15 protein-coding genes are annotated in these 19,331 nt (G+C 61.0%); 12 read left to right on the forward strand and 3 right to left on the reverse strand.

Annotated features, from left to right (window positions below; translation table 11 throughout):
* Positions 1-74 precede the first annotated feature (74 nt).
* The 6 genes from VGG64_09255 to VGG64_09280 all read left to right on the forward strand — a co-directional run bounded on the left by VGG64_09255 (position 75) and on the right by VGG64_09280 (position 8,522).
* Positions 75-1,232: a GTPase gene (locus VGG64_09255; protein HEY1599776.1), complete on the forward strand. Its 1,158-nt coding sequence runs from the start codon at positions 75-77 to the stop codon at positions 1,230-1,232.
* A 265-nt stretch (positions 1,233-1,497) separates the two neighbouring features.
* On the forward strand, positions 1,498-3,648 hold the full coding sequence (locus VGG64_09260) for a hypothetical protein (GenBank protein ID HEY1599777.1): 2,151 nt from the start codon (positions 1,498-1,500) through the stop codon (positions 3,646-3,648).
* On the forward strand, positions 3,645-4,148 hold the full coding sequence (locus tag VGG64_09265) for an FxsA family protein (protein ID HEY1599778.1): 504 nt from the start codon (positions 3,645-3,647) through the stop codon (positions 4,146-4,148). The genes VGG64_09260 and VGG64_09265 overlap by 4 nt, the downstream gene beginning before the upstream one ends.
* Before the next feature lie 143 nt (positions 4,149-4,291).
* The gene (locus tag VGG64_09270) at positions 4,292-5,272 is read left to right on the forward strand and encodes a CBS domain-containing protein (protein ID HEY1599779.1); all 981 of its coding nucleotides are present in this window, start codon (positions 4,292-4,294) and stop codon (positions 5,270-5,272) included.
* Between the two features lie 196 nt (positions 5,273-5,468).
* Complete coding sequence (locus tag VGG64_09275; protein HEY1599780.1) at positions 5,469-7,304, forward strand: hypothetical protein; 1,836 nt, start codon at positions 5,469-5,471, stop codon at positions 7,302-7,304.
* Between the two features lie 192 nt (positions 7,305-7,496).
* On the forward strand, positions 7,497-8,522 hold the full coding sequence (locus VGG64_09280; protein HEY1599781.1) for a metallophosphoesterase: 1,026 nt from the start codon (positions 7,497-7,499) through the stop codon (positions 8,520-8,522).
* 85 nt (positions 8,523-8,607) lie between these two features.
* Here VGG64_09280 and VGG64_09285 read toward each other — a convergent pair whose 3' ends face one another.
* The 3 genes from VGG64_09285 to VGG64_09295 all read right to left on the reverse strand — a co-directional run bounded on the left by VGG64_09285 (position 8,608) and on the right by VGG64_09295 (position 14,095).
* Complete coding sequence (locus VGG64_09285) at positions 8,608-10,848, reverse strand: biotin/lipoyl-binding protein (GenBank protein HEY1599782.1); 2,241 nt, start codon at positions 10,846-10,848, stop codon at positions 8,608-8,610.
* A 107-nt stretch (positions 10,849-10,955) separates the two neighbouring features.
* Positions 10,956-11,942 (reverse strand): HlyD family efflux transporter periplasmic adaptor subunit, encoded by a 987-nt coding sequence (locus VGG64_09290; GenBank protein ID HEY1599783.1) that lies wholly within the window; start codon positions 11,940-11,942, stop codon positions 10,956-10,958.
* Positions 11,943-12,031: 89 nt separating this feature from the next.
* Positions 12,032-14,095: a biotin/lipoyl-binding protein gene (locus VGG64_09295; protein HEY1599784.1), complete on the reverse strand. Its 2,064-nt coding sequence runs from the start codon at positions 14,093-14,095 to the stop codon at positions 12,032-12,034.
* Positions 14,096-15,075: 980 nt separating this feature from the next.
* Here VGG64_09295 and VGG64_09300 point away from each other — a divergent pair.
* From VGG64_09300 to VGG64_09325, 6 genes are all read left to right on the forward strand, one after another.
* Positions 15,076-15,759: a glycosyltransferase gene (locus VGG64_09300; GenBank protein ID HEY1599785.1), complete on the forward strand. Its 684-nt coding sequence runs from the start codon at positions 15,076-15,078 to the stop codon at positions 15,757-15,759.
* Between the two features lie 150 nt (positions 15,760-15,909).
* A complete protein-coding gene (locus VGG64_09305) occupies positions 15,910-17,085 on the forward strand; it encodes an aminotransferase class I/II-fold pyridoxal phosphate-dependent enzyme (protein ID HEY1599786.1) in 1,176 nt (391 codons plus the stop codon).
* Positions 17,086-17,152: 67 nt separating this feature from the next.
* Positions 17,153-17,428 carry a hypothetical protein gene (locus VGG64_09310; GenBank protein ID HEY1599787.1) on the forward strand — a complete coding sequence of 92 codons (276 nt, stop codon included), beginning with the start codon at positions 17,153-17,155 and terminating at the stop codon, positions 17,426-17,428.
* Positions 17,429-17,818: an HNH endonuclease signature motif containing protein gene (locus VGG64_09315; GenBank protein HEY1599788.1), complete on the forward strand. Its 390-nt coding sequence runs from the start codon at positions 17,429-17,431 to the stop codon at positions 17,816-17,818.
* Between the two features lie 161 nt (positions 17,819-17,979).
* A complete protein-coding gene (gene infA / locus VGG64_09320; protein HEY1599789.1) occupies positions 17,980-18,201 on the forward strand; it encodes a translation initiation factor IF-1 in 222 nt (73 codons plus the stop codon).
* Between the two features lie 696 nt (positions 18,202-18,897).
* Positions 18,898-19,331: hypothetical protein (locus tag VGG64_09325; protein ID HEY1599790.1), on the forward strand; the 434-nt coding region annotated here is incomplete at its 3' end.

A 19,331-nucleotide genomic window follows, 5' to 3' on the forward strand; every position in this document is an offset into this window, starting at 1 on the left:
GCGGAACGTGCGCGTTCAAAGACGATTGGGCAGTGATGTCAGCGTTCAGTCCTCATGTCTCGGATCGCTTCACGATGCATTCGGCCAACCAGCTCGCGATCTGCGTGTTGACGCCGCCCGGACGTGGTGCCGTGGCAACCGTGGCCTTGGCTGGTGCCGATGCCGCGGCGGCGTTGGGGCGGTTCCTTCGTGCTTCCTCGGGACGGTCTGCCAGCGAATTACTCGTGGAAAGGGTTTATCACGGGCGCTGGGCTACCGAGTTGGGGGAAGAACTTGTCGTCTGCCGCACGGCCACCGACGCGTTCGAGATCCACTGCCACGGTGGTCCGAGTGCCATTAAATCGATTACGGAGAAATTGTCGGCCGCCGGAGCGACGGAAATCGGCTGGCGGAATTGGACAACACGGTACGCTGTCGGCGCCATCGAGCACGATGCATTCGTGGCTTTGACTACCGCGCGCACCGAACGTGCGGCAAGTGTCTTGCTTGACCAGTGGCAGGGCGCGCTGCGGCAAGAACTGCGCGGCATTGTGGCTGATTGCGGTCTGCGTGACGTTGCACGCGCGCAGGATCGCTTGCGCGAATTGGCCGGCCGAGTGTCGCTTGGGCGGCGGCTTACCAGACCCTCGCAGGTCGTGTTGGCGGGTCTTCCCAATGTGGGCAAGAGCAGCCTTATCAACGCCTTGGTTGGGTACGAAAGAACGATCGTCTTTGACGAGCCTGGCACTACGCGTGACGTAGTCACTGCCGAAATTGCCGCCGATGGCTTGCCGATCGTGCTATCGGATACCGCTGGCCTGCGTCCTAGTGACGATCCGCTAGAGGAAGCTGGCATGCGTCTGGCTCGCGAACGTTTGGCGTCGAGCGACGTCATCATCTTGGTTTTCGACGCCAGCACACCACCGTCGATCGATGACCAGCAGTTGCACGATCAATGGCCGAACGCAATCGTCGTAAAGAATAAGTGCGACTTATTAACACGCGAGCCTGTTAGTGGCGGGCCAGGAGAAGTTCGCACCAGTGCCGTGACGGGCCAGGGAATCGGCGAATTGCTGCAAGCGGTCAGCCAGCGCCTCGTTGCCCACTGGCCGTCGGCCGGCGCCGCCGTTCCCTTCACGGAAGAGCAAGCGTTGGCAATTCGTCAGGCGCTCGCTGCTCTTGGCCGCGGCGATAGCGAGCTAGTAACCGGTGCGCTGACAGTGCTGCTAGCGGCGCCACCAGGATCTCTCTAGGCGCAAGCAGCTTCGCCGCTATACTCACCCAGCTTTTCACGGCGATTTCGTGTCGCCCGGCGGCGCGAGGTCCCTGTCGGCGCACGCGCAAGACCACGTTTCCTTGTGCGGTCGGGCGCGGCGGCGACGCACTTTGTCGTTAGTCGTTTCCGGCGTGCAGTCGTTACGTCATCCGCAGCACGATAGTCGCGTGTTGCGTTAATTGTTCAGACGCCGCGTGAAACGCACAGATACGTCCGAGCTTCCAGAGAAGGAGAAGTGTGTCATGCGTTCGACACTCATTCGCTCGTGGCTGATTCTCATCGGGGGAATCTGCGCTTTGTTGATGGGGAGCATTAGCACTCTCGCGCGCGACAAGGCACCGGCTCCAAGCCCAACCCCGGCTGTACAGGAAGAGGATGAGGCAGACTCGGACGAAGCCCCGGCGCCGGAACCCGAGCCTGAAGGCGCCGCCGAGTCATCGAATGACGATCCTCCCGCAGTTCCAGAAACTGTGATGGAGGACGATGCGACCGAGAATTCCGCCAGCGACCAGGATGACCAGCCCGAGGATGCTGAGCCGGCCCCAACTCCCGCCGCAAAACAAGAAGGCGATGCGGCCGCGGAGACGAAGGCGGACGAAAAAGATGATGCCGATCTTCCACCCCCCGACATGCCGGACGAGCCCGACACGTTGCCTCCACCTCCGCCTGGCGGAAGCTTATTGGAAAAGATCAAAGGAGCGACTACCTCGCTCGATCGGCCCGAGCCAGCCGAGTTTCACGGCATGCGCGCCGGGCGCTCGACAGTCGTTGACTTGGAAAAGGGGTGGGGAACTCCGTTGAACGTGACGCGGAAGAAAGAAGTCGTACAGCGAACCTATCGCCTCGACGAAATGGGACGCGTCGAAGTGCGCTGCTTGCGCGACATCGTACAAGCGATCTCGCTGCACTATGACGAGAGCCCACGTTGGACCGATCTAGCTCCCGCGCTGTCGATGGATAACGCCGAGACCGTGGAAGTGAAGGACGAGTTTGGCCAGTTGGTGGGCATCGCCATGCCGGAAACCGGCATGCTCGCCGTCTTCAAACCGGGCAGCAGCAGCCGTGTCGCGGATCTGGTCTACGAGCAGATCGACGCGCAAGCGTTTACCTTGCGGGCCGAGCAACGGCTGGGCAGGGACTACGCCGGTTGTCAGCGCGATCTCGACCTGGCGTTGGTCGTCGATCCGCAATGCGCGCGAGCTCACTGGCTGCGTGCTCGCGTGCTCATGGCCGTGGGACAAATCGACGCTGCGACGAAGTCGGCCGAGGCCGCCGTACACCTGGCGCCCAAGAACGCTCAATATCGGCTTACGGCCAGTGCGCTCGCGGCCGACAGTGGCCAATTTGCAATGGCCATCGCTGAGACTAAACAAGCGTTGACCTTCTCCGCGGCGCAGCCCGAACTGAAAGCATGCGCGCTGAACCAGTTAGGCGACCAGCTGGCCGCCGGTCCGGATCGAGACTACAAGCACGGCCTGGCCTATCACATGCAGGCGATCAAATTGGCCGAACCCCTGGCACATGATCGTCGCACGTCGGTGCGGCAGATGGCTCAAGAGGCGCTCGTCGCCGCCCACTTGTCGGCGGCGCGGAATATCGCTTGGGGCAACTGGAAAATGAAAATGAAAATGGTCCCGGCCTGGCTCAATCGCGCCGAGGAACTGGCCGATGCGAACTCGACCGCGGACGACGCGGCCGTGGACACGCGCCTGCGCGTCTATCGCGAAGCGCTCGTTGCCTGCGTCGGCATGGAGGGAGATCTCGATCCAACGGCTTGGATCGAAAAGGCCCAGGCGTTGGCCACGCCGGCGCTTGCTCAGGCGACAGATCCGTTGCGAAAACGGCAGCTCGAGTGGGAACTGGGCGAGGCGCTGTACGATGCCCTGCAGGTCTACCACGCGTCGGGCGACACGCATCAGGCGATGAAATATGGTACGCTGGCCGTCGAACATCTCGAGGCAGGCGCTGACGGTCGATTGCTCGAACCCGTCGAAGCCTATCTACTGGGAAGGCTTTATTATCGCATGGGCGCGGTTTGCGCCATGCACGTCAAGGATCCCGAGCAAGCCGTGGTTTGGTTCGAGCGTGCCGTCCCCTTGCTGGAGCGCCCCGTACCCGCCGCGGCACTAGCCGACACCGGGCGGCATGGCGAAAGTTTCGTGAGCATGGCCGTCTCTTATTGGGCGGCCGGCAACCACGACGAGGCCATGCGATTGACACGGCAAGGGCTGAAAATGATGGAGCAGGCTGTTCAGGATGGTACTTTGGAAGAAGAGGCGCTACGCGTTCCCTTCACCAACCTGGCAACTATGCACAAGTTTCTTGGAGACGACGAACAGGCTGAAGCCTATGGCGAAATGGCGGCCAAGGCGTCGGCTTCGCGGAGACAATGAAGCTCTTGCTGTGGCCGCTGGTGCTGCTCCCATTGTCTGACTTGATCTTGCTTTTTTGGATCGGGCGGCACACCTCTGCGTTCTTCGTCCTGCTGCTGATAGCGGGAGGGTTTTTACTCGGCACGACCCTCCTGCGCCGCGTAACCCGGCGATCCGTAAACTCGATCCAGGCCGATCTGGCGGCCGGCCGACCGCCTGTCGGGGCAGTGCGAGATACGCTCACGTCGTCCGTCGCGGGCCTGTTGCTGATCTTTCCTGGCGTACTTACCGACGTGGTGGCCCTGCTGCTCTTGGTCCCCTTCACGCGCGCCTGGCTTGGCGCGTGGCTGGGAAGCCAATGGAAGGGGCACGTCGATATGCACGGATTCTCCGGCACGACGGGTCGTGACGACGGTGCGGTTCAGCGCGACAACGTGATCGACGTACAAGTTATCGATCCATCGCTTCGCACCCGCCCGCTTGGGGAGCATGGGCCTGGTCCTGCTGGGGATCGTGATTAACCCGCTACGAAGTGGGATTATGCCGGCCGGTCGCCATCGCGTCAGACAAGTTGGAGCTACGTTTACGATGTTCCAGCAGGGTTTTCCGCGTTTTTTGGGCCGAGGTCGAGTTGATGCGGGGCACTCGCCACCACCCGCCGATCATGCCGAATTCGTTGCGCGCCTCGCTTTGTCATTGGGCGGGCGATGAGCGCGCCAGCGCGCGTTTGCGCTGCGCGGCGCTCTTGGGCTGCATTGGAATTGCCGCCTTGCTGGTCACGGCTTTCATCGGGCTAGAGCGCAGCTCGCCGCTGAATGCCCACCGTGACCGCGTCACGCCCCTCGACGGGTGGGGCAGTGGTTACTACGTCGTTGACCCACGCGTGGAACCTATCATGCCGGTCAATCCTGTGGTCAGCCAGCGACCTCAAGCCCTGGCATGGCTGGCCTTGGCGCTGTTGCTCGGCGGCACACTCATGGCGATTCGGTACTATGCGGATCGCCGTCGCAGGTCGGAAGAAGAACGTCTGCAACGGTATCAGCGTCCGCGCGCGGCACGACCTCCTGCAAGAATTGTCGCCAAGCGACAGGCGATCATGGCGGCCTTGGCGGAAGCGGCCCATGGCCCCCACCCCTTGCGGCTCACGGTTCGCCAGCTGATGTCGGAAGCCGTGGTGATCGCGGCGCCGTCGGCCTCGCTGCAAACGCTGCTCAATTTGCTCCTTTCAGGGCCGCAACGGCACCTGATGATTTGCGAATATGGTGGACGCCTGTTGGGAGTCGTCACGGACCGGGACTTGCGCCAGCGGCGCGGCAAGCGCGCCACGGACGTGATGACGCGCGAGCCTGTCTGCGTTCCCGCCGGAGCATTATTGGCGCCGGCCGCGGCCTTGATGGTAGACCATCGGATCTCGTGTTTGCCCGTCGTCGAACAAGGGCGCATTAAAGGGGTGCTGACGACCGACGATCTCGCCTTGGCGCTGGAGTGCGTGTTGCAATTTCGCGAGGCGGCTGCGGCGCGCCCGATGGTGCCGGCGGCCGATGAGATGACATTGCTCTCAACCGTGCAAACGCTGGTGGCGGCGGCCCGCACCGACATTTCCGACCAGACTGTTGTGGCCTCGCAGAGCGAATTGGTGATGTAGCGAAGCTGGCCAGCCCTGAAGAGGGCCGGACATGATCTTGCCAGGCGCCGCGGAATCATTACCCACGGGTGCTGCCAGGAAGAATGCCAGGGCCGGCGGTCCGTTGCCGGTAGGCCGAGCGATCGCGCCGGGCGTTGGGCTATACTGGACGGCGGGCCCGAGGCGACTTTCCGACGCTCAAGTGGCACCATCGCTAATGTCCCACGAAATCCTCACGCATCTTGGTCTGCTGGCCGAAGTGGATTCGCTGGCCGGCGAGCTTTCGTCCTGGACAGAGCGCGCGCCGGCCTGGCCGCCGGCGCGACATTGCCAGGCCCTGGTGCGCAGGCTGTTGGCTCGCATCGACACCTTGCGGGTCCGGCTCGATGCGCCGTTGGTGGTGGCCACCTTGGGTGGCACGGGAACTGGCAAGAGCACGCTGGTCAACGCCCTGGTCGGCGCCGATGTCAGTTCGGCCGGACGCGAACGACCCACCACACGCTTGCCGACGCTAGTGTGTCGTCCAGGTTTGCGACTGGCGATGTTGGGCATCGACCCTGACTCGGTCGTCGTTATCGAGCGCGACGCGCCCGTGCTGCGCGATCTGGTTCTATTGGATTGTCCCGACCCCGATACGACCGAGGACGAGGCGGTACGCGGCACGAATCTTGCCCGACTGCGCGAACTGCTGCCGCATTGCGACGTGTTGCTGGTGACCACCACGCAGCAGAAATATCGTAGCGCCCGTGTCGCCGAAGAACTCGCCTCGGCGGCGGCCGGCGCCCGGCTGGTATTCGTGCAGACGCATGCCGACGTCGATTCCGACATTCGCGAAGATTGGCAGCGGGCTCTCGGCGGCGACTACACGACCGGCGAGCTGTTCTTCGTCGATTCGCAGGCCGCGATAGCCGAAGCCCGGCAAGGCGTGCAGTCGCGCGGCGAGTTCGCACGGCTCGTCGATTTGCTGACGCGCGAGTTGACGGTTACCGCGACCCACCGCATTCGGCGTGCCAATTTTCTCGATCTCGTCGGCGACGCGCTATCCAACTGTCACGAACGCGTGGCGAGCGCGCTTGTGAAGATCGAACAAATCGAGGCGGCCATCCAGGAACAGCGTGCCAAGCTGGCGGCACGACTTACAGAACGACTGCGCGACGAACTACTGGCCAGCCGGCGCAGCTGGGAAAGCCGGCTGCTGGGTGATGTGACATCGCGGTGGGGATTCAGCCCGTTTTCCTGTGTGCTGCGCATCTACCAGGGCCTCGGTGGCCTGGTGGCGGGCGCCGCCCTGGTGCGTGTGCGCAGCGCCGCGCAACTGGCCTTATGGGGTGCGCTGGAAGGGGGGCGCCGCCTGCGCGCCAGGCGACAAAAGCAACAAGGCGCCTCGACCGCGATCCGAGCGGCGGCATTGGGGTGGGAAGAAGCCGATCTGCGCACGGCCGCCATTATTATCGAGGGATATGCGGCTGACGCAGGTCTGGTCGCACATGAACTGAGTCCCGCCACGATCCGACGCGAGGCGGCCCATGTCGGCGGAAGTTTCATTGGTGATGCCGCCGGGCAGTTGCAGTCGGTCATTCACCGTCAGGCCGCGCGGCATTCGGGCCGTTTGACTCGGTTGTGCTATGAACTGCTTTTCTCGGTTTTGTTCTTCGCGCTTTTGTACCGTTTCGCACGAAACTTCTTTTACGATTCGTGGCTAGGGCCCGAGTGGGGGCTGACCGACGTGGCCCAGCCTGTGCTGGGTACGGATTTCTTCCTGGGTGCAGCCCTGGTTTTGACCGCCTGGAGCGGACTGCTGTTGTGGTCATTCACATCGCGACTGCGGCGCGGGCTGTCGGTCGAGATCAACGACGTCGCCCAGAGTTGGAGCAGTCCCAAGCTGACGGCCGGTTTCTTTGCCGACCAACAGCGGCAATGCCGCGAAATACGCCATTGGCACGACGAACTGGGGCGACTGTCAGCGCGCGTCGCCGATTTGCAGGCACGGTTGGCCGGGCCGGAACTGCTGGGTCATCGCGTCGGGACCCGAAGCAACACCCGTGTCGAGTAAATAGCACAGGCCGCGACGCGTCAGCTAGCAGAGCCGCCCCACGTCTACGCCAACTTATCTTGAGGCGCGCGGGCAAAGCTGCTACACAACCCACGTTCCTGCCTGCGCTAGCATCCCCACCAGGCCGCGCGTCGTGCGATTTCCTCCTGGGTCCCTGACCGTCAACCCTACCGCATCGAGAGAGAGCGCGAGATGAAGATCACGTTTCGTCGTGTTCTCGCGATTGTGATCCTGTTGGTGCTATGCGCCGGGATCGGTTGGGGTTGGGCCGTGGTGACACCCACGATCAGCGAGCCGGTCGACTATTCCTCGACACCGGGCGAGAAGCTGTGGAGCTTCGCCTTCGTCGGCGATACGCATGAGGGACGTGGCATCACGGATCGTATTTTTGCCAAGATGCGCGAGGCGAACCTGGAGTTCGTCGTGCATTTGGGAGATCTGGTCGACCGTGGCGATAGCGACGAGCAGTGGGAATATGTGCTTGCCGAGGCCGCGCAGAATCGGCTGCGGATCATGCCCGTCGTCGGCAACCACGATAAGGAAAAATGCTATGACGACCGCGGCGAGATTAGGTTCCGGCAGTATTTCTCGCATTTGCCGCGGACTTTTTATCATTTTCGGCATCGCGGGCTGAACTTCGTGATGTTGAACTCCGAGCGGCTGCCGTTGCCGGGCACCGAACAGGCGAGTTTTCTGCGATGGCAACTAGCTCGGCATCCTGGACCGACGATCGTTTGTCAGCATCGGCCAGTGTTCACCTCTAGTCATCGCGATTGGGCGAACATGTATTTGTTCCGCCTGTGGACCCACGGCGGAATCAAGGATTCCGACACCACGCTGGTGCTGACCGGACACAATCACTACTACGAGCGCAGCAAGCCGCTCGATGGCATCACCTACGTGGTTAGCGGCGGTGGCGCGCCCAATCAGTACGCCACCGAAAATCCGCAAGCGACAAGCGCGAAACTAACCGCTGGGCGCAATCACTATGGCCTGGTCGACGTCTATGCCGACCACCTGAACGTGCGCGTGCTGGACCTCGAGGATCAACTGATCGACACGTTTACCGTTCCGCTGGCGACGACGGAACATGCACCCGGCACGGCCGGCAATCCTTCGGCCACGGAGCTGCCGCCGATCGAGTCGCTACCGGCCTATCGCGAAGAGCGTTTAGGCTTGCGTCCCGGAGCGCCAACGATATTGCCGCGCCCCTGGTAATGAAGTGCGGCAGTGGAGTAAGGCAACGCAAGCCGGCGTCTATGGGCACAGCAGACTCCACGGCAAAAGCGCTCTGGCCGCTCGACTACATGCGGAAATGGAATGTCTCGCCCAGCAGCCGCCAGGTTCTCTGGGCGGCGGTCTGCCAGCGGGCGTGAATCTTTGCACGGCCGCGCAGACCTGTGCGAAGCATGTCTTCGGGTCCTTCCAGAGGATAAACCAGAACCTGGTAGGAAGGGCTCCAGGGGCGTTCGACGCCCGCTTCGTCGGTCTTCGAGGCCAATTCGCCGCCCGACTTGTTCGACAGGTTTCTGGGCGTGACCTTCATGTCTTCTAGGGCGATGATCGCGATGGGGCCGCGCAAGAGATCCAGAGGCAGATGATCGAGCTTTATGTCCACGGTCTGGCCTGTCGCCACGAAATCAACTTGCGATTGATCGAGCACCAGGTCAGCCTGCATGTTCCCAGGGTCGCCGATCATGCAAACCTGTGTGCTTTGGTCCAGGTACGCCCCCAGGTTGCGCTCGTCGAGAGGCGTGCCCGACCAGCGGGGTAACTGCCCGTCGGCGTTGACCGGTTTACGCGGCTCTTCGGGTGGCGGCATGACGACCCCGGCGATGGGGGCCAGAACGTCCAGCCGCGATTGATCGATCTGTTTCTGTCGCAGTGCCTCGTCGGCGGCGGCGATGTTTTCGCGCACGCTGGCTAGCTGCATGGCTGCCGTGTCATCGCTGAAGCTCTGACGCGTCAGCCCGTCGGCTTGTGTGCGATAGACGGCCAATCGGCCTTCGATCTCGGCGATCGTCAGCTCCAAGTCGGGGTTGCTCAACCGCACCAACAGCGTTCCAGCCGCGACATATTGGCCGGGTTTAACGTGGATCTCCTCGATGCGGCCCGGCACCACAACCCGTACGCTGGCGGCGTCGTGTGGTTCGATCTGCAGGGTGCAGTATTCACGATGCGGCAGCGGCACCAGAAAGAACGCCGCGATCGCCGCACTGGCGACGCACACCGTGGCGAACAATCGCAACTTCTTCACTTGATCGGTCCTCCCCGGCACGCGCATGAACTTGAACAGTTTCCACAAGGGTTGCACGAACAGGCCGTACATCGACATGGCGGCAATAATCTTGCCAATGCTCTGCAAATGATACGGTTGCAGCATCTTTTGCAAAAACCACAGAATAGAGAGCACCACCACCCAACTGTAGACCACCGCGGCGATGCTATAGATGGCGAATAAGGTTTGGTGGCGGTCGGGCAAAAACGGATTCTCGGGCTGCTCTATACCCAGACACCACTCGCCCAGCTTGCGATTGAGAATCTCGCTGGCCTTTTGCCGCAGATTCGGGATTTCGAGCAAGTCCGACAGGATGTAATAACCGTCGTAACGCAGCAACGGGTTACCGTTGAACATGATCGTGCTGACCGAGCAGACGAACATCGTACTCAAGCACAGTTGGTTCAGCAGTCCAGGCTTGCTATTCCACCATAAGAACGTGCAAATCGAGGCGATGATCACTTCCACATACATGCCGGCTGCGCCGATCATGGCCCGCTGCCATTTGCTCGGCAGCATCCAAGAGTCGGAGACGTTGCAGTACAAGCAGGGCGTAAGCACCAACAACATCACGCCCATTTCATGGCATTCGCCGCCGTAGTGCTTGCACGTCAGCCCATGGCCAAACTCATGGATCACCTTGGTCACGGCCAACGTGAATCCGATCCAGATGGCATTCTGCAAGGTGAAAAAGTCGTGAAAGCCGGGGAGCTTCGCCCGAAATTCATCGAGCTGTACCATGACCAGCGTCAGCGCCGACAAGGCCAGCAAGGCGCAAATCACGACCGCCGGCGTGCCGAACATGAATTTCACACGCGCGTGCAACCACGTCAGGATGCGGTCTGGATCGATGCCGCGAAAACGGATCGATAGCACATTGGTGAAGCGCTGCAGCAGCTCTTGATTCCGTCGCTCGTCACGACGCTTCTTGAGCTGCGCCCCTTGGCCGGGCCTGTCGGTGATCACCAGGCCACGCCGATGCAGCGTCACGATGAATTGCTGCAACTCCTCGATCGTGATTTTCTGCGGCGGAAACTCAGCCTCGAAGCGATCCTTCAACTCGTCCAGGCTCGTTTCGCCATCCAGCATTTGCAGGATCGCGAACTCTTCTTCCTGGAAGCGAAAGTACGACAGGCTGACCGGCTCTTTGACCACCCAATACGAGCGTCCCAGGTAGCGGTGCCGCTTGATCGAAAGATCAGGGCGCACGCGCATGCCGAGGGCGCGGGCAGAACTAGAAACCAGACTGTCGGCGAGACTTGCCATGTATCGAAGAAGTGCTGAACGATAACTGATGAACGCCACATGAATCGTAGCGGCAATCGACGTGCGTCAGCACGTTAACGGCCCAGCGTCCTGCTTCATCGTTCGTCTTATCTTGTTCCCGTTCCAGAGCGTTGTGCCGCCGGGGCTGCCAACTTGCTGGGCAAGGCGTCGATGATCATTTCCTCGGGCTGCATGCCGTCACGCAACAGCCAGGGACCGTCGCCGTTGTCGCGACGGTTGATGACTTCCGCCACAGCGCGATACTTGCCTTCGAGCAGCCGCGCATCGACATTCACGATCTTGCCCTGAAACTCCTCGACCCGATTGGGGCCGACTTGGGCCACCACGCGCACCGGGCGGTTAATCACCTGTCCGGGGCCGAAATCCTTGATGCTCAGTTTGCCTTCGACCTGCAACTTGTCCATTTGCGCGATCCGCAGCACCGACGAACCGGGGCTGAGCCATTCGCCGACTCCGACGTAGATATCAATGACTTCACCAGACAAGGGCGCAATGATTTTACGCCGCTGAATGTCATTCTCGGTGGCCTCGACCTCGGCCTCTTTTGCGTCGGCCTTGAGCTTGTCGGTCGCCTGCTTGACGCCCGCTTGCTCGATGGCCAGATAAGCCTTGTTCCATTCCAGCCACAGCCGTTCCAGTTCGGTGATGGGCTTGGCCTTCACGGCGTGATCGTTGGCGGCCTTATTGAGTTCGTATTCTTTCTTTTTGACCTGTGCCGAGGCTTTACTGAAGCGAATGTCGACGTCGTTTTCAGCCTCGGCCTTGGCCACGGCATGCTCCGCCAGGGCGACCTTCTTCTTGCTTTGCGGTTGGCTATCGTCGATCTGTCCCAACACCGCCTCGGCTTCGACTTCCATTCCTTCGTGCGCTTCGAGGCTTTGCAGCACGCCGGCCTCTTGCGCCGGAACAGGGATGTTGTAGCGCTTGATGAACGATACCAGGCATTCCGGGTAGCGAATGCGGGCTTCGCTGGCAGACGATGGGCCCGACTGTTCGGCGCCACCACGGGCGACAAACGTGCCTACGATTCCGCAGGCCAACAGTCCGCACACCAGGAAAGTTCTACGCGCCATGTCCAATGTTCCTTAAAGCCTCTTGTACTCTGTCGATCAGCAGCGAACTGTTCCGCCTGCCTCAAGCGATCTCTCGTTGACCGGCCGTCCTACAGTCGGAATAAAATTCTCGATTGCACGAACTCGATCACGTCGTGGAACCATACAAAGCCAACGGCCCGCTTGCCACAAAAAACGCGTGTCGAGACGCCGGCACCCTGGCTGAGTTCGGCCAAATCGTTCTTATCGATCGCCACGTTCACCATGACGGTGTTTCCTTCCTCGCCGCGCACCTCGGCCGTGAGATGGATTTCCTTGACCGTACCATCGTGCGTTTCACCGGGGGCGTTGGCCAGGTGGTACGTCACGTCGAGGTCGTCCTTCTTCAGCTCTTTCTGAGCCCGGGCGATGTAGCCCATCTGATCCTCAGGCATGAGAACTTCCAGTTCCCAATCGCCGTTGGGATCCGAGATGCTCATCAACACCTGGCCCGGCTGCACAGTGCGTCCTTCGAGCAGGTTGGCGACATCCCAGGTCGTGACTTGCCCATCGATTGGACTTGTAACCTTTAGTCGCTCGCGTTTGGCCTTGAGGATTTTTAATTGCGACTCCAGACCGATGCGTTCTTTATTAAGGCGGCTTTCCTCGGAGACCAGGCGCGATTCCGCGTCGGGGTCCGATTGGCGCTGCTGATCGGACGTTTTGCCGCCGCGATTCTTGGTTTCGATCCCACGGCGCGTGGCGGATCCGATGTCGGCGATCACCTGGCTGAGCTTGCCTTCGACTTCTGTGATCTTCACGTCCTGATCCGAGTTTTCCAATTCGGCCAGCAGTTGGCCCTTCGTGACGTTGTCGCCGTGGTTGACGTGTACCTTGACGACCGTTCCTTCGATGCTGGCCGACACGTCGCGGCGAATGACCGGCTGCAAAGTCCCCTTGCCCTGAATGCGGAAGCTGGCCGGCACCACGACCAGTGCCACTATCGCGGCTACTACGCCCACGACCGCGGCAATGGTCTTGGGCAGCGTGCGGGCCGCCAGTACCCAGCGGGCTTTGCCCAACGTGCGCCATACCGGCAGCAGGAACAGACTGTTATGTTCCAGCGCATTGCCAAGCGCCGTAGCCCCGTGGTCGCAAACCACATTCACTCGTTGCACCATGCCATCGCGTGGACGGCTGTCTTCGATTTGTTCGACAATCAGTGCGCCAATCGGCTCCGGCGGCTTGTCATCTTCGCCAGGAGCGGCGGCGAGCGGTCGGACGAGCGGCAACACGGCCACGTTCTTGGCGTGCGACTCGTCGACGTATTCCTGCAAAGAGTCTTCGACCTGGGGTGCCATGTTCGAGGTATCGCCGGAATACCAAACCGGCTCGCCACCGGCGACGACGCTGGTGGCCAGCCGATTCAAGAGCACGACGGTGTTGGAACGTTTGTCGATGATGTCCTGGCCGCTGATGGCCTCGATGTAACACTTGCGGCCCTTGCGGATCGCCACGCTCACCCGATCGCAACCAATCAGCCTGCGCGCCTCGTTCACGATCGTAAAGGCGGCTTCCGCCGGATCGAGGCTCGTGTGTGCGGCGCGAGTGAAGTTCTCTAGTTGATTCCACAGCGTTTGCCGATCGGTGAACTGCCGCAATTGTCGCGAGCGCAGGTAGTCGCCCATCAGCTCGCACATTTGCTGTACGAACTTCAAATAGCCGCGCTGGGTGCGGATATCGGTACTGGGACGCTGGAATATCTCGACGATTCCCTTGCTCTGATCCTCGATGCGCACGGGACCCAGCACCAGCAGAAACGGCGTCGGATTTCCCGATTTGTCGTCGGCATCATCCCCGGCACCCGAGAACGGCGCGGCCAGAGCGCCCTCGCCGCTGCGCAGCACCTTGTGCAGCAGGCGGCCGTGGCGTTGCGATTCGTCCTCGCTTTCGCCGAGGTGCGTCTCGCGCAGATTCACCTGATACTCGAGCTGCAGGCCGCCCCCTTCGGTAACGGTCCACACCGCGCCGCCCACGGCGGCCAACGCCGAAACCACGCGATTGAGAAACTCGGCGTAAAACTCGGCGGCACTGATGTCCTGTCGCGCCAGCTGCGCGATCTCGTTGACCAGTCCGCGAATCTGCTGCTTTGTTTCTTCGATCAGCTCCGGGTTAACTACCTGATCGGTGCTCATAGATAAACTCGACCATCTCCAGCCGCGCGGGCGGCGGTATTCTTGCCCGGAGCCTGTCCTGTAGGGCAGTGTCGAAAGGACGTCACTTAGCGGACCCGGATGGCCCGAAACGTGGGCATGTGACACCGCCCCGTAAGGCACAACATCATTATCTCAATAAATACGCCGAAAGTCCCTAGCCTGCCCTGATTTTGAACGCTGTGGGACTGATGTCCGTCTTACCAGCGACATAATCCTTAAGAACAACGAAACCCTTAGATTTGATATTCGGTCAGCCGACGGCCTGTTGGCCTGAGAAAATTTGCCGCCCCCCGCCTGGGGACTCACCAGAGATCGGTTGCCTTGCCAGCTGGGCGCTTTGCGGTGTCTGTCCGGAAACCACCGACTCACTTTGTAAGTGGCAGTCCGTAAGAGGTGATACGGACCACGACGGTAATGGGTTTGCCAATATGTCTAGCGACAGGCAACGGTTGGCGACGACCAACGACCTTGGGCGTGGACTACAGGCCGCATAGCCCAGTCACCCATGAATATAGGGGTTCTATAAATCGGCGTAAATTAAAAATGGTCAAAACATGGTATTCAGGCGGTTTGCCGGAGGATCGGACGATTCTCGGTCGTCTGGGCCACCGCGTTACGCCATCGTTATCGTTCGTAAATGGTGAGTTCTTAGCCTGAGGTCCTGCGGTTCACGATGTCTGGACGCCAAGTGGTTCGTTTCCGTTCCCGGCCGCGAGACCGGACCGACAGCCAGCACCGTTTTTGCCTGCCCAGTCGACGCGGATGCTTTGGCATTCCCTTCGAGCCCGGTACAAACCGCCAGGCCCACCTTCTGTTCCGAGGCCTTCTCTGGCTAGACTGAATCTCCTCGGCCGCGCCGGTGCTCTGGGAGCCCGCGGTCGGATAGCCGAGCGACTTGGCAGGCCGGTTCGCGGCCGGGGCGGGTTCGGCTGGCAAGCGGTCCTACGACTCTCTTCTCTATGCGCATTTTGTTCGCCAGTCATGTGCCGCTCGTCGACGCCGATGCAGGCGGAAGCGCCGATGCCCTGGCAGACGGCTTGGTCCGCGCCGGGCACTCGCTGCGCGCGGTGGTTGTCGACGGAGAAGCCTTGCGCGAAGAATGGATTCCCACACGTCGCGTGGTCTGTCGTCGCAACGATCCGTCTGCCGACCTGCCCTTCGCAGTGCCACGCTTTGTTACTTTGCCGGACGGGCGCGGGCAGCGATTTGTCGATCTGTCGGACGAAGAATTCGTCGCCTACCGGCAGGCCTTGCGCGTGGCACTTGACGACGAAATTGCCCAGTTCGATCCACAGATCGTTCATTGCGAACACATCTGGCTGATGGGCCACTTGGCACTCGAATCTGGTGTGCCCTATGTGCTAACGGCGTATCAGGCCGAGTTGGATGCATTGCGCAGCGACGCACGCTTCCGTCGTCTGGCCGAAGAGGCCGCCGAGAATGCCGGCCGTGTGATTGTGGCCAACGAGGAACTGGGCCGCGCCGTGCATGCGATCTTTGGAGATCTCGATGGTCGCGTTGTGGTCGTTCACCGTCTCGAGGCCAATGAATCCGATAACGTCGCGGCTCAATGTGCCCTGGAAGTTGCCGACATCTATCGTCAGGTGTTGGACGAACGATTGGGTCGGCGCTGGCACGCCTGACGATCTATAAGCCGCCGGTGCGCGGCGCGGGCAGTTATACTGGCACGGCGCCGACTCGGTGCGCGAACGCACTCGTCATGAATTTTGCCAAGCGGCGCCGGGTCGCTTTTCTTAGCCCCGCTTTTGACTTCGTGGAAGGCATGTTCGCAAATGACCGACAAAGCCGACGACATCTGCCCGCGCCCCGAGGTGTTGCGTCCGCAGCCAACGCAGCCGTTGGTTGCGCCGTTGTATACGGCCGCGGTGTACCGCTGCGAAAATATCGCTCAGGCCGATGCTCTGTTGAGTGGGGAACTGACCGGTTATGCCTATCAGCGAGATGGCCATCCGAATGCCGACCTGTTAGCCGATAAGTGCCGCGAGTTGCACAGCGCGGAGCGTGCGGCGATTTGCTCGACAGGCATGGGGGCTTTGGCCGTGGCCGTCCTCTCGCAGCTTGCCCCCGGCGACCGCGTGTTGGTGAGCAATCAGCTCTATGGCCGTACATTGACCCTGCTCACCACGGAATGCACGCGGCTGGGGATCGCCAGCACCGTGATCGACGTTTGCGATTTGCCGCAAGTGCGCGGCGCTTTCGACGCCACAACGCGGCTGCTGGTGGTCGAGACGATTGCCAATCCGCTGCTGCGCGTGCCGGACATCGCGGCGCTCGCCGAAATGACGCACGCCGCCGGAGCTAGGCTGTTGGTCGACAACACCTTTGCCAGTCCAGCGGTCTGCCGGCCGCTTGCTCTCGGCGCAGATCTGGTGATGGAGAGCCTGACCAAGATCATGAGCGGGCACAGCGACGTGTGCTTGGGTTTGCTCTGCGGAAGCGAAGCATGCTGGCAGCGCGTGCCGGAAGTGTTATCGATATGGGGGCTGGCTTCGAGTCCGTTCGACTGTTGGATCGCCGGACGGGGGCTTGGGACGATGGCACTGCGCGTCGAGCGCGCGACGGCCAACGCGCTGGCGGCAGCGCACTATCTGGTCGCACAGCCGCAGATCGAAGCGGTTTATTACCCGGGGCTTTCCAACCACCCCGACCATGCGATCGCCGCGCGGCAGTTCGCCGGCACGTTTGGATCGATCGTTACCTTTACGTTGGCTGGTGGCCGCGTGGCGGCGGATCGGTTCATCCGCGCTGCCCAGGCGATTCCCTTCAGCCCGTCGCTGGGCGACCTAAGCACGACGCTATCGCACCCCGAAAGCACGAGTCATCGCGGCTTGACCCCCGCGGCGCGACAGGCGCTCGGCATCACCGGCGGAACGATCCGGCTCTCTGTGGGAATTGAATCGAGCGAGGCGGTGCTGCGAGCGCTGGCCGAGGGTTTAGCGGGAGCATGAGTCGAACGATTTGCGAGTTGTCCTGGCCGCGGCAAATTCTTTTGGCAGTTATGGTGGAATTCAGTCAATGGGACGCGGAGATTATTGGACCAAGACCGTACTCGAAACCTACCTCGGACCGCTCGCGGAGTATATTTCTCCCGACGTGGCACGGCGAATCGTCGATTTCCGTCACGATTCGCAGACGGAAGAACTGCACTATCTTCGGCAAAAGGCCAATGATGGAGCACCCACAGAAACAGAGCGAACCGAATATCAAGAGTTCGTGGACGCTCTCGAATTTATGGGTTTGCTCAAAGCCCGTGCTAGGTCCGTTCCAAACTCGCGGTACAAGCCCATCTAGATGGATCCGACGACTCGACAGGTCGTGCCCCAACGGGCAAACCAGCGGTGCGAATATTGTCTCTTGCCCGAGTCCGCACTTGATGTGGCGTTCCACGTCGAGCATATTATGGCCCGACAACACGGTGGCGCCGACGATCTTGAAAATCGGGCATTGGCCTGTGATCGATGCGATCTCTCCAAGGGGCCTAATCTTTCCGGCATTGATCAGCAAACCGGACAGATTGTGCCATTGTTTCATTCACGGTTGCAGCACTGGCAGGAACATTTTCGCCGTCGGTCCGCAACGATTTACGGTCTTACGCCGACGGGCCTAGCCACAGTTCGTTTGCTCCAAATGAACTCTGCAAGCCGCCGTCAGTTGCTGGCAGAATTAGAGAGAAGTGAGTAGCATCCCTTCGCAAGGCGTGTCGTCTGGGTGGCGGATGTTTCCTTTTTCCGTGTAAACCCTGTGCCATTTCGCGCTAGACGCCCCTGGCGGGTGGGGTATGATAAAGCGTTTCCCGAGGGCGGCGGGTCGCGTTTTTCAAAGTTTGATCATCGGAGCCGTGTATGGCGGAAAAAGAAGAAGCTTTAGAGGTGGAAGGTACTGTGACGCAGGCGCTGGCGAACACGCGCTTTCGAGTAACGCTCGAAGGGGGTCACACGGTGATCGCTCACGTGGCGGGCCGCATGCGCAAGAACTTCATTCGTATCGTGCCGGGTGACAAGGTGCGGGTCGAGCTTTCCCCGTATGACCTCACCAAGGGACGCATCACGTTCCGCGAGCGTTAAGCCGTCTGGCTACACGCAAGACCGGCAGGGCAGGAAACGATGGCCGGTAAACCTCGCGCCGCCCGCCTTCTTGCGGGGCGTATTCAGGGTGATCGTGGTACGGCCCAAGGTCGGCGTCCGAATGGTTCGCCGGTTCGATCGATCTGTTACTGCTTGAATCGTCGTCAATGTCTTGCATCATCGTCCGTTGATGTTTGCTGGCATGTCAGGACCTTTACCCTGCTAGCGAGTTTGCCATTCCGACGGATGCCGATCATGCCGCGGCCGCCGAACCGCGAGACAAGCGCGTAGTCGTCGCGGTGGTCTGTTCTCTCTCGGTCTCCGCGCGACTGGCGCCGCTGAGGTCCGTCCCCGCTCTCAGGAACCTCCGATGGGGGCACCGCGATGCTTGCGCATACCACGTGTGCGGCCCCCAGTTTCCCCGCCATTGCCGGTTGCGGAAGCGATTTCGGCCCTGGCGGTGGCACCTGCCAGAACCTGGATACCAGCACCCGCCCCACAGCGAAAAAACGCAACCTAAGGTTGAGGATTCCGGGGGGCTTTTTTTCGCTCCCACCCGGTAGCACCGGCCGGAATATTCGCTAAAACCAATAGTTCTTTGGCCGGGTATAAACACCGGCAACCGGCGTTGGCACGCGGGGGCGGGTCAAAATGCCAGCCAACAAATCGTAAGCAAACCACTGGAGATTTAGTGCCGTGAGAAAAACACTCTTGTCCACCATCGCTGTCGCCCTGCTGTTGGCGGGCTCTGCCAGTCATGCGCAGGCCCAGGGAGACATGAAGCCGATCCTGGTGGTTTCGCTCGCTGGTTACCAGCGGATCATCGATGACCTGGCCTTCGTCGGCAAGCTTTCGGGCAGTCCCGACCTGGCCAAGAATCTGGAAGGGATGATTGGCTTTTTCACACAGGGACAGGGTCTCGCCGGCCTCGATAAGACGAAGCCGTGGGGTTTGGCTGCCAGCACCGATGGCCTGAGTTTTCAACTCCTCGGCTTCATTCCGGTCACGGATACCAAGAAGTTGCTCGATGCACTGAGCGGCTTCCTCGGCGATCCGGACAACGAAGGGGGCATATACAAGCTGCAAGCCCCCGGTCTGCCGATTCCGCTGTACATCAAAGAGGAGGGGGG

This window comes from Pirellulales bacterium (assembly GCA_036490175.1).
Taxonomy (GTDB): Bacteria; Planctomycetota; Planctomycetia; order Pirellulales; family JACPPG01; genus JACPPG01.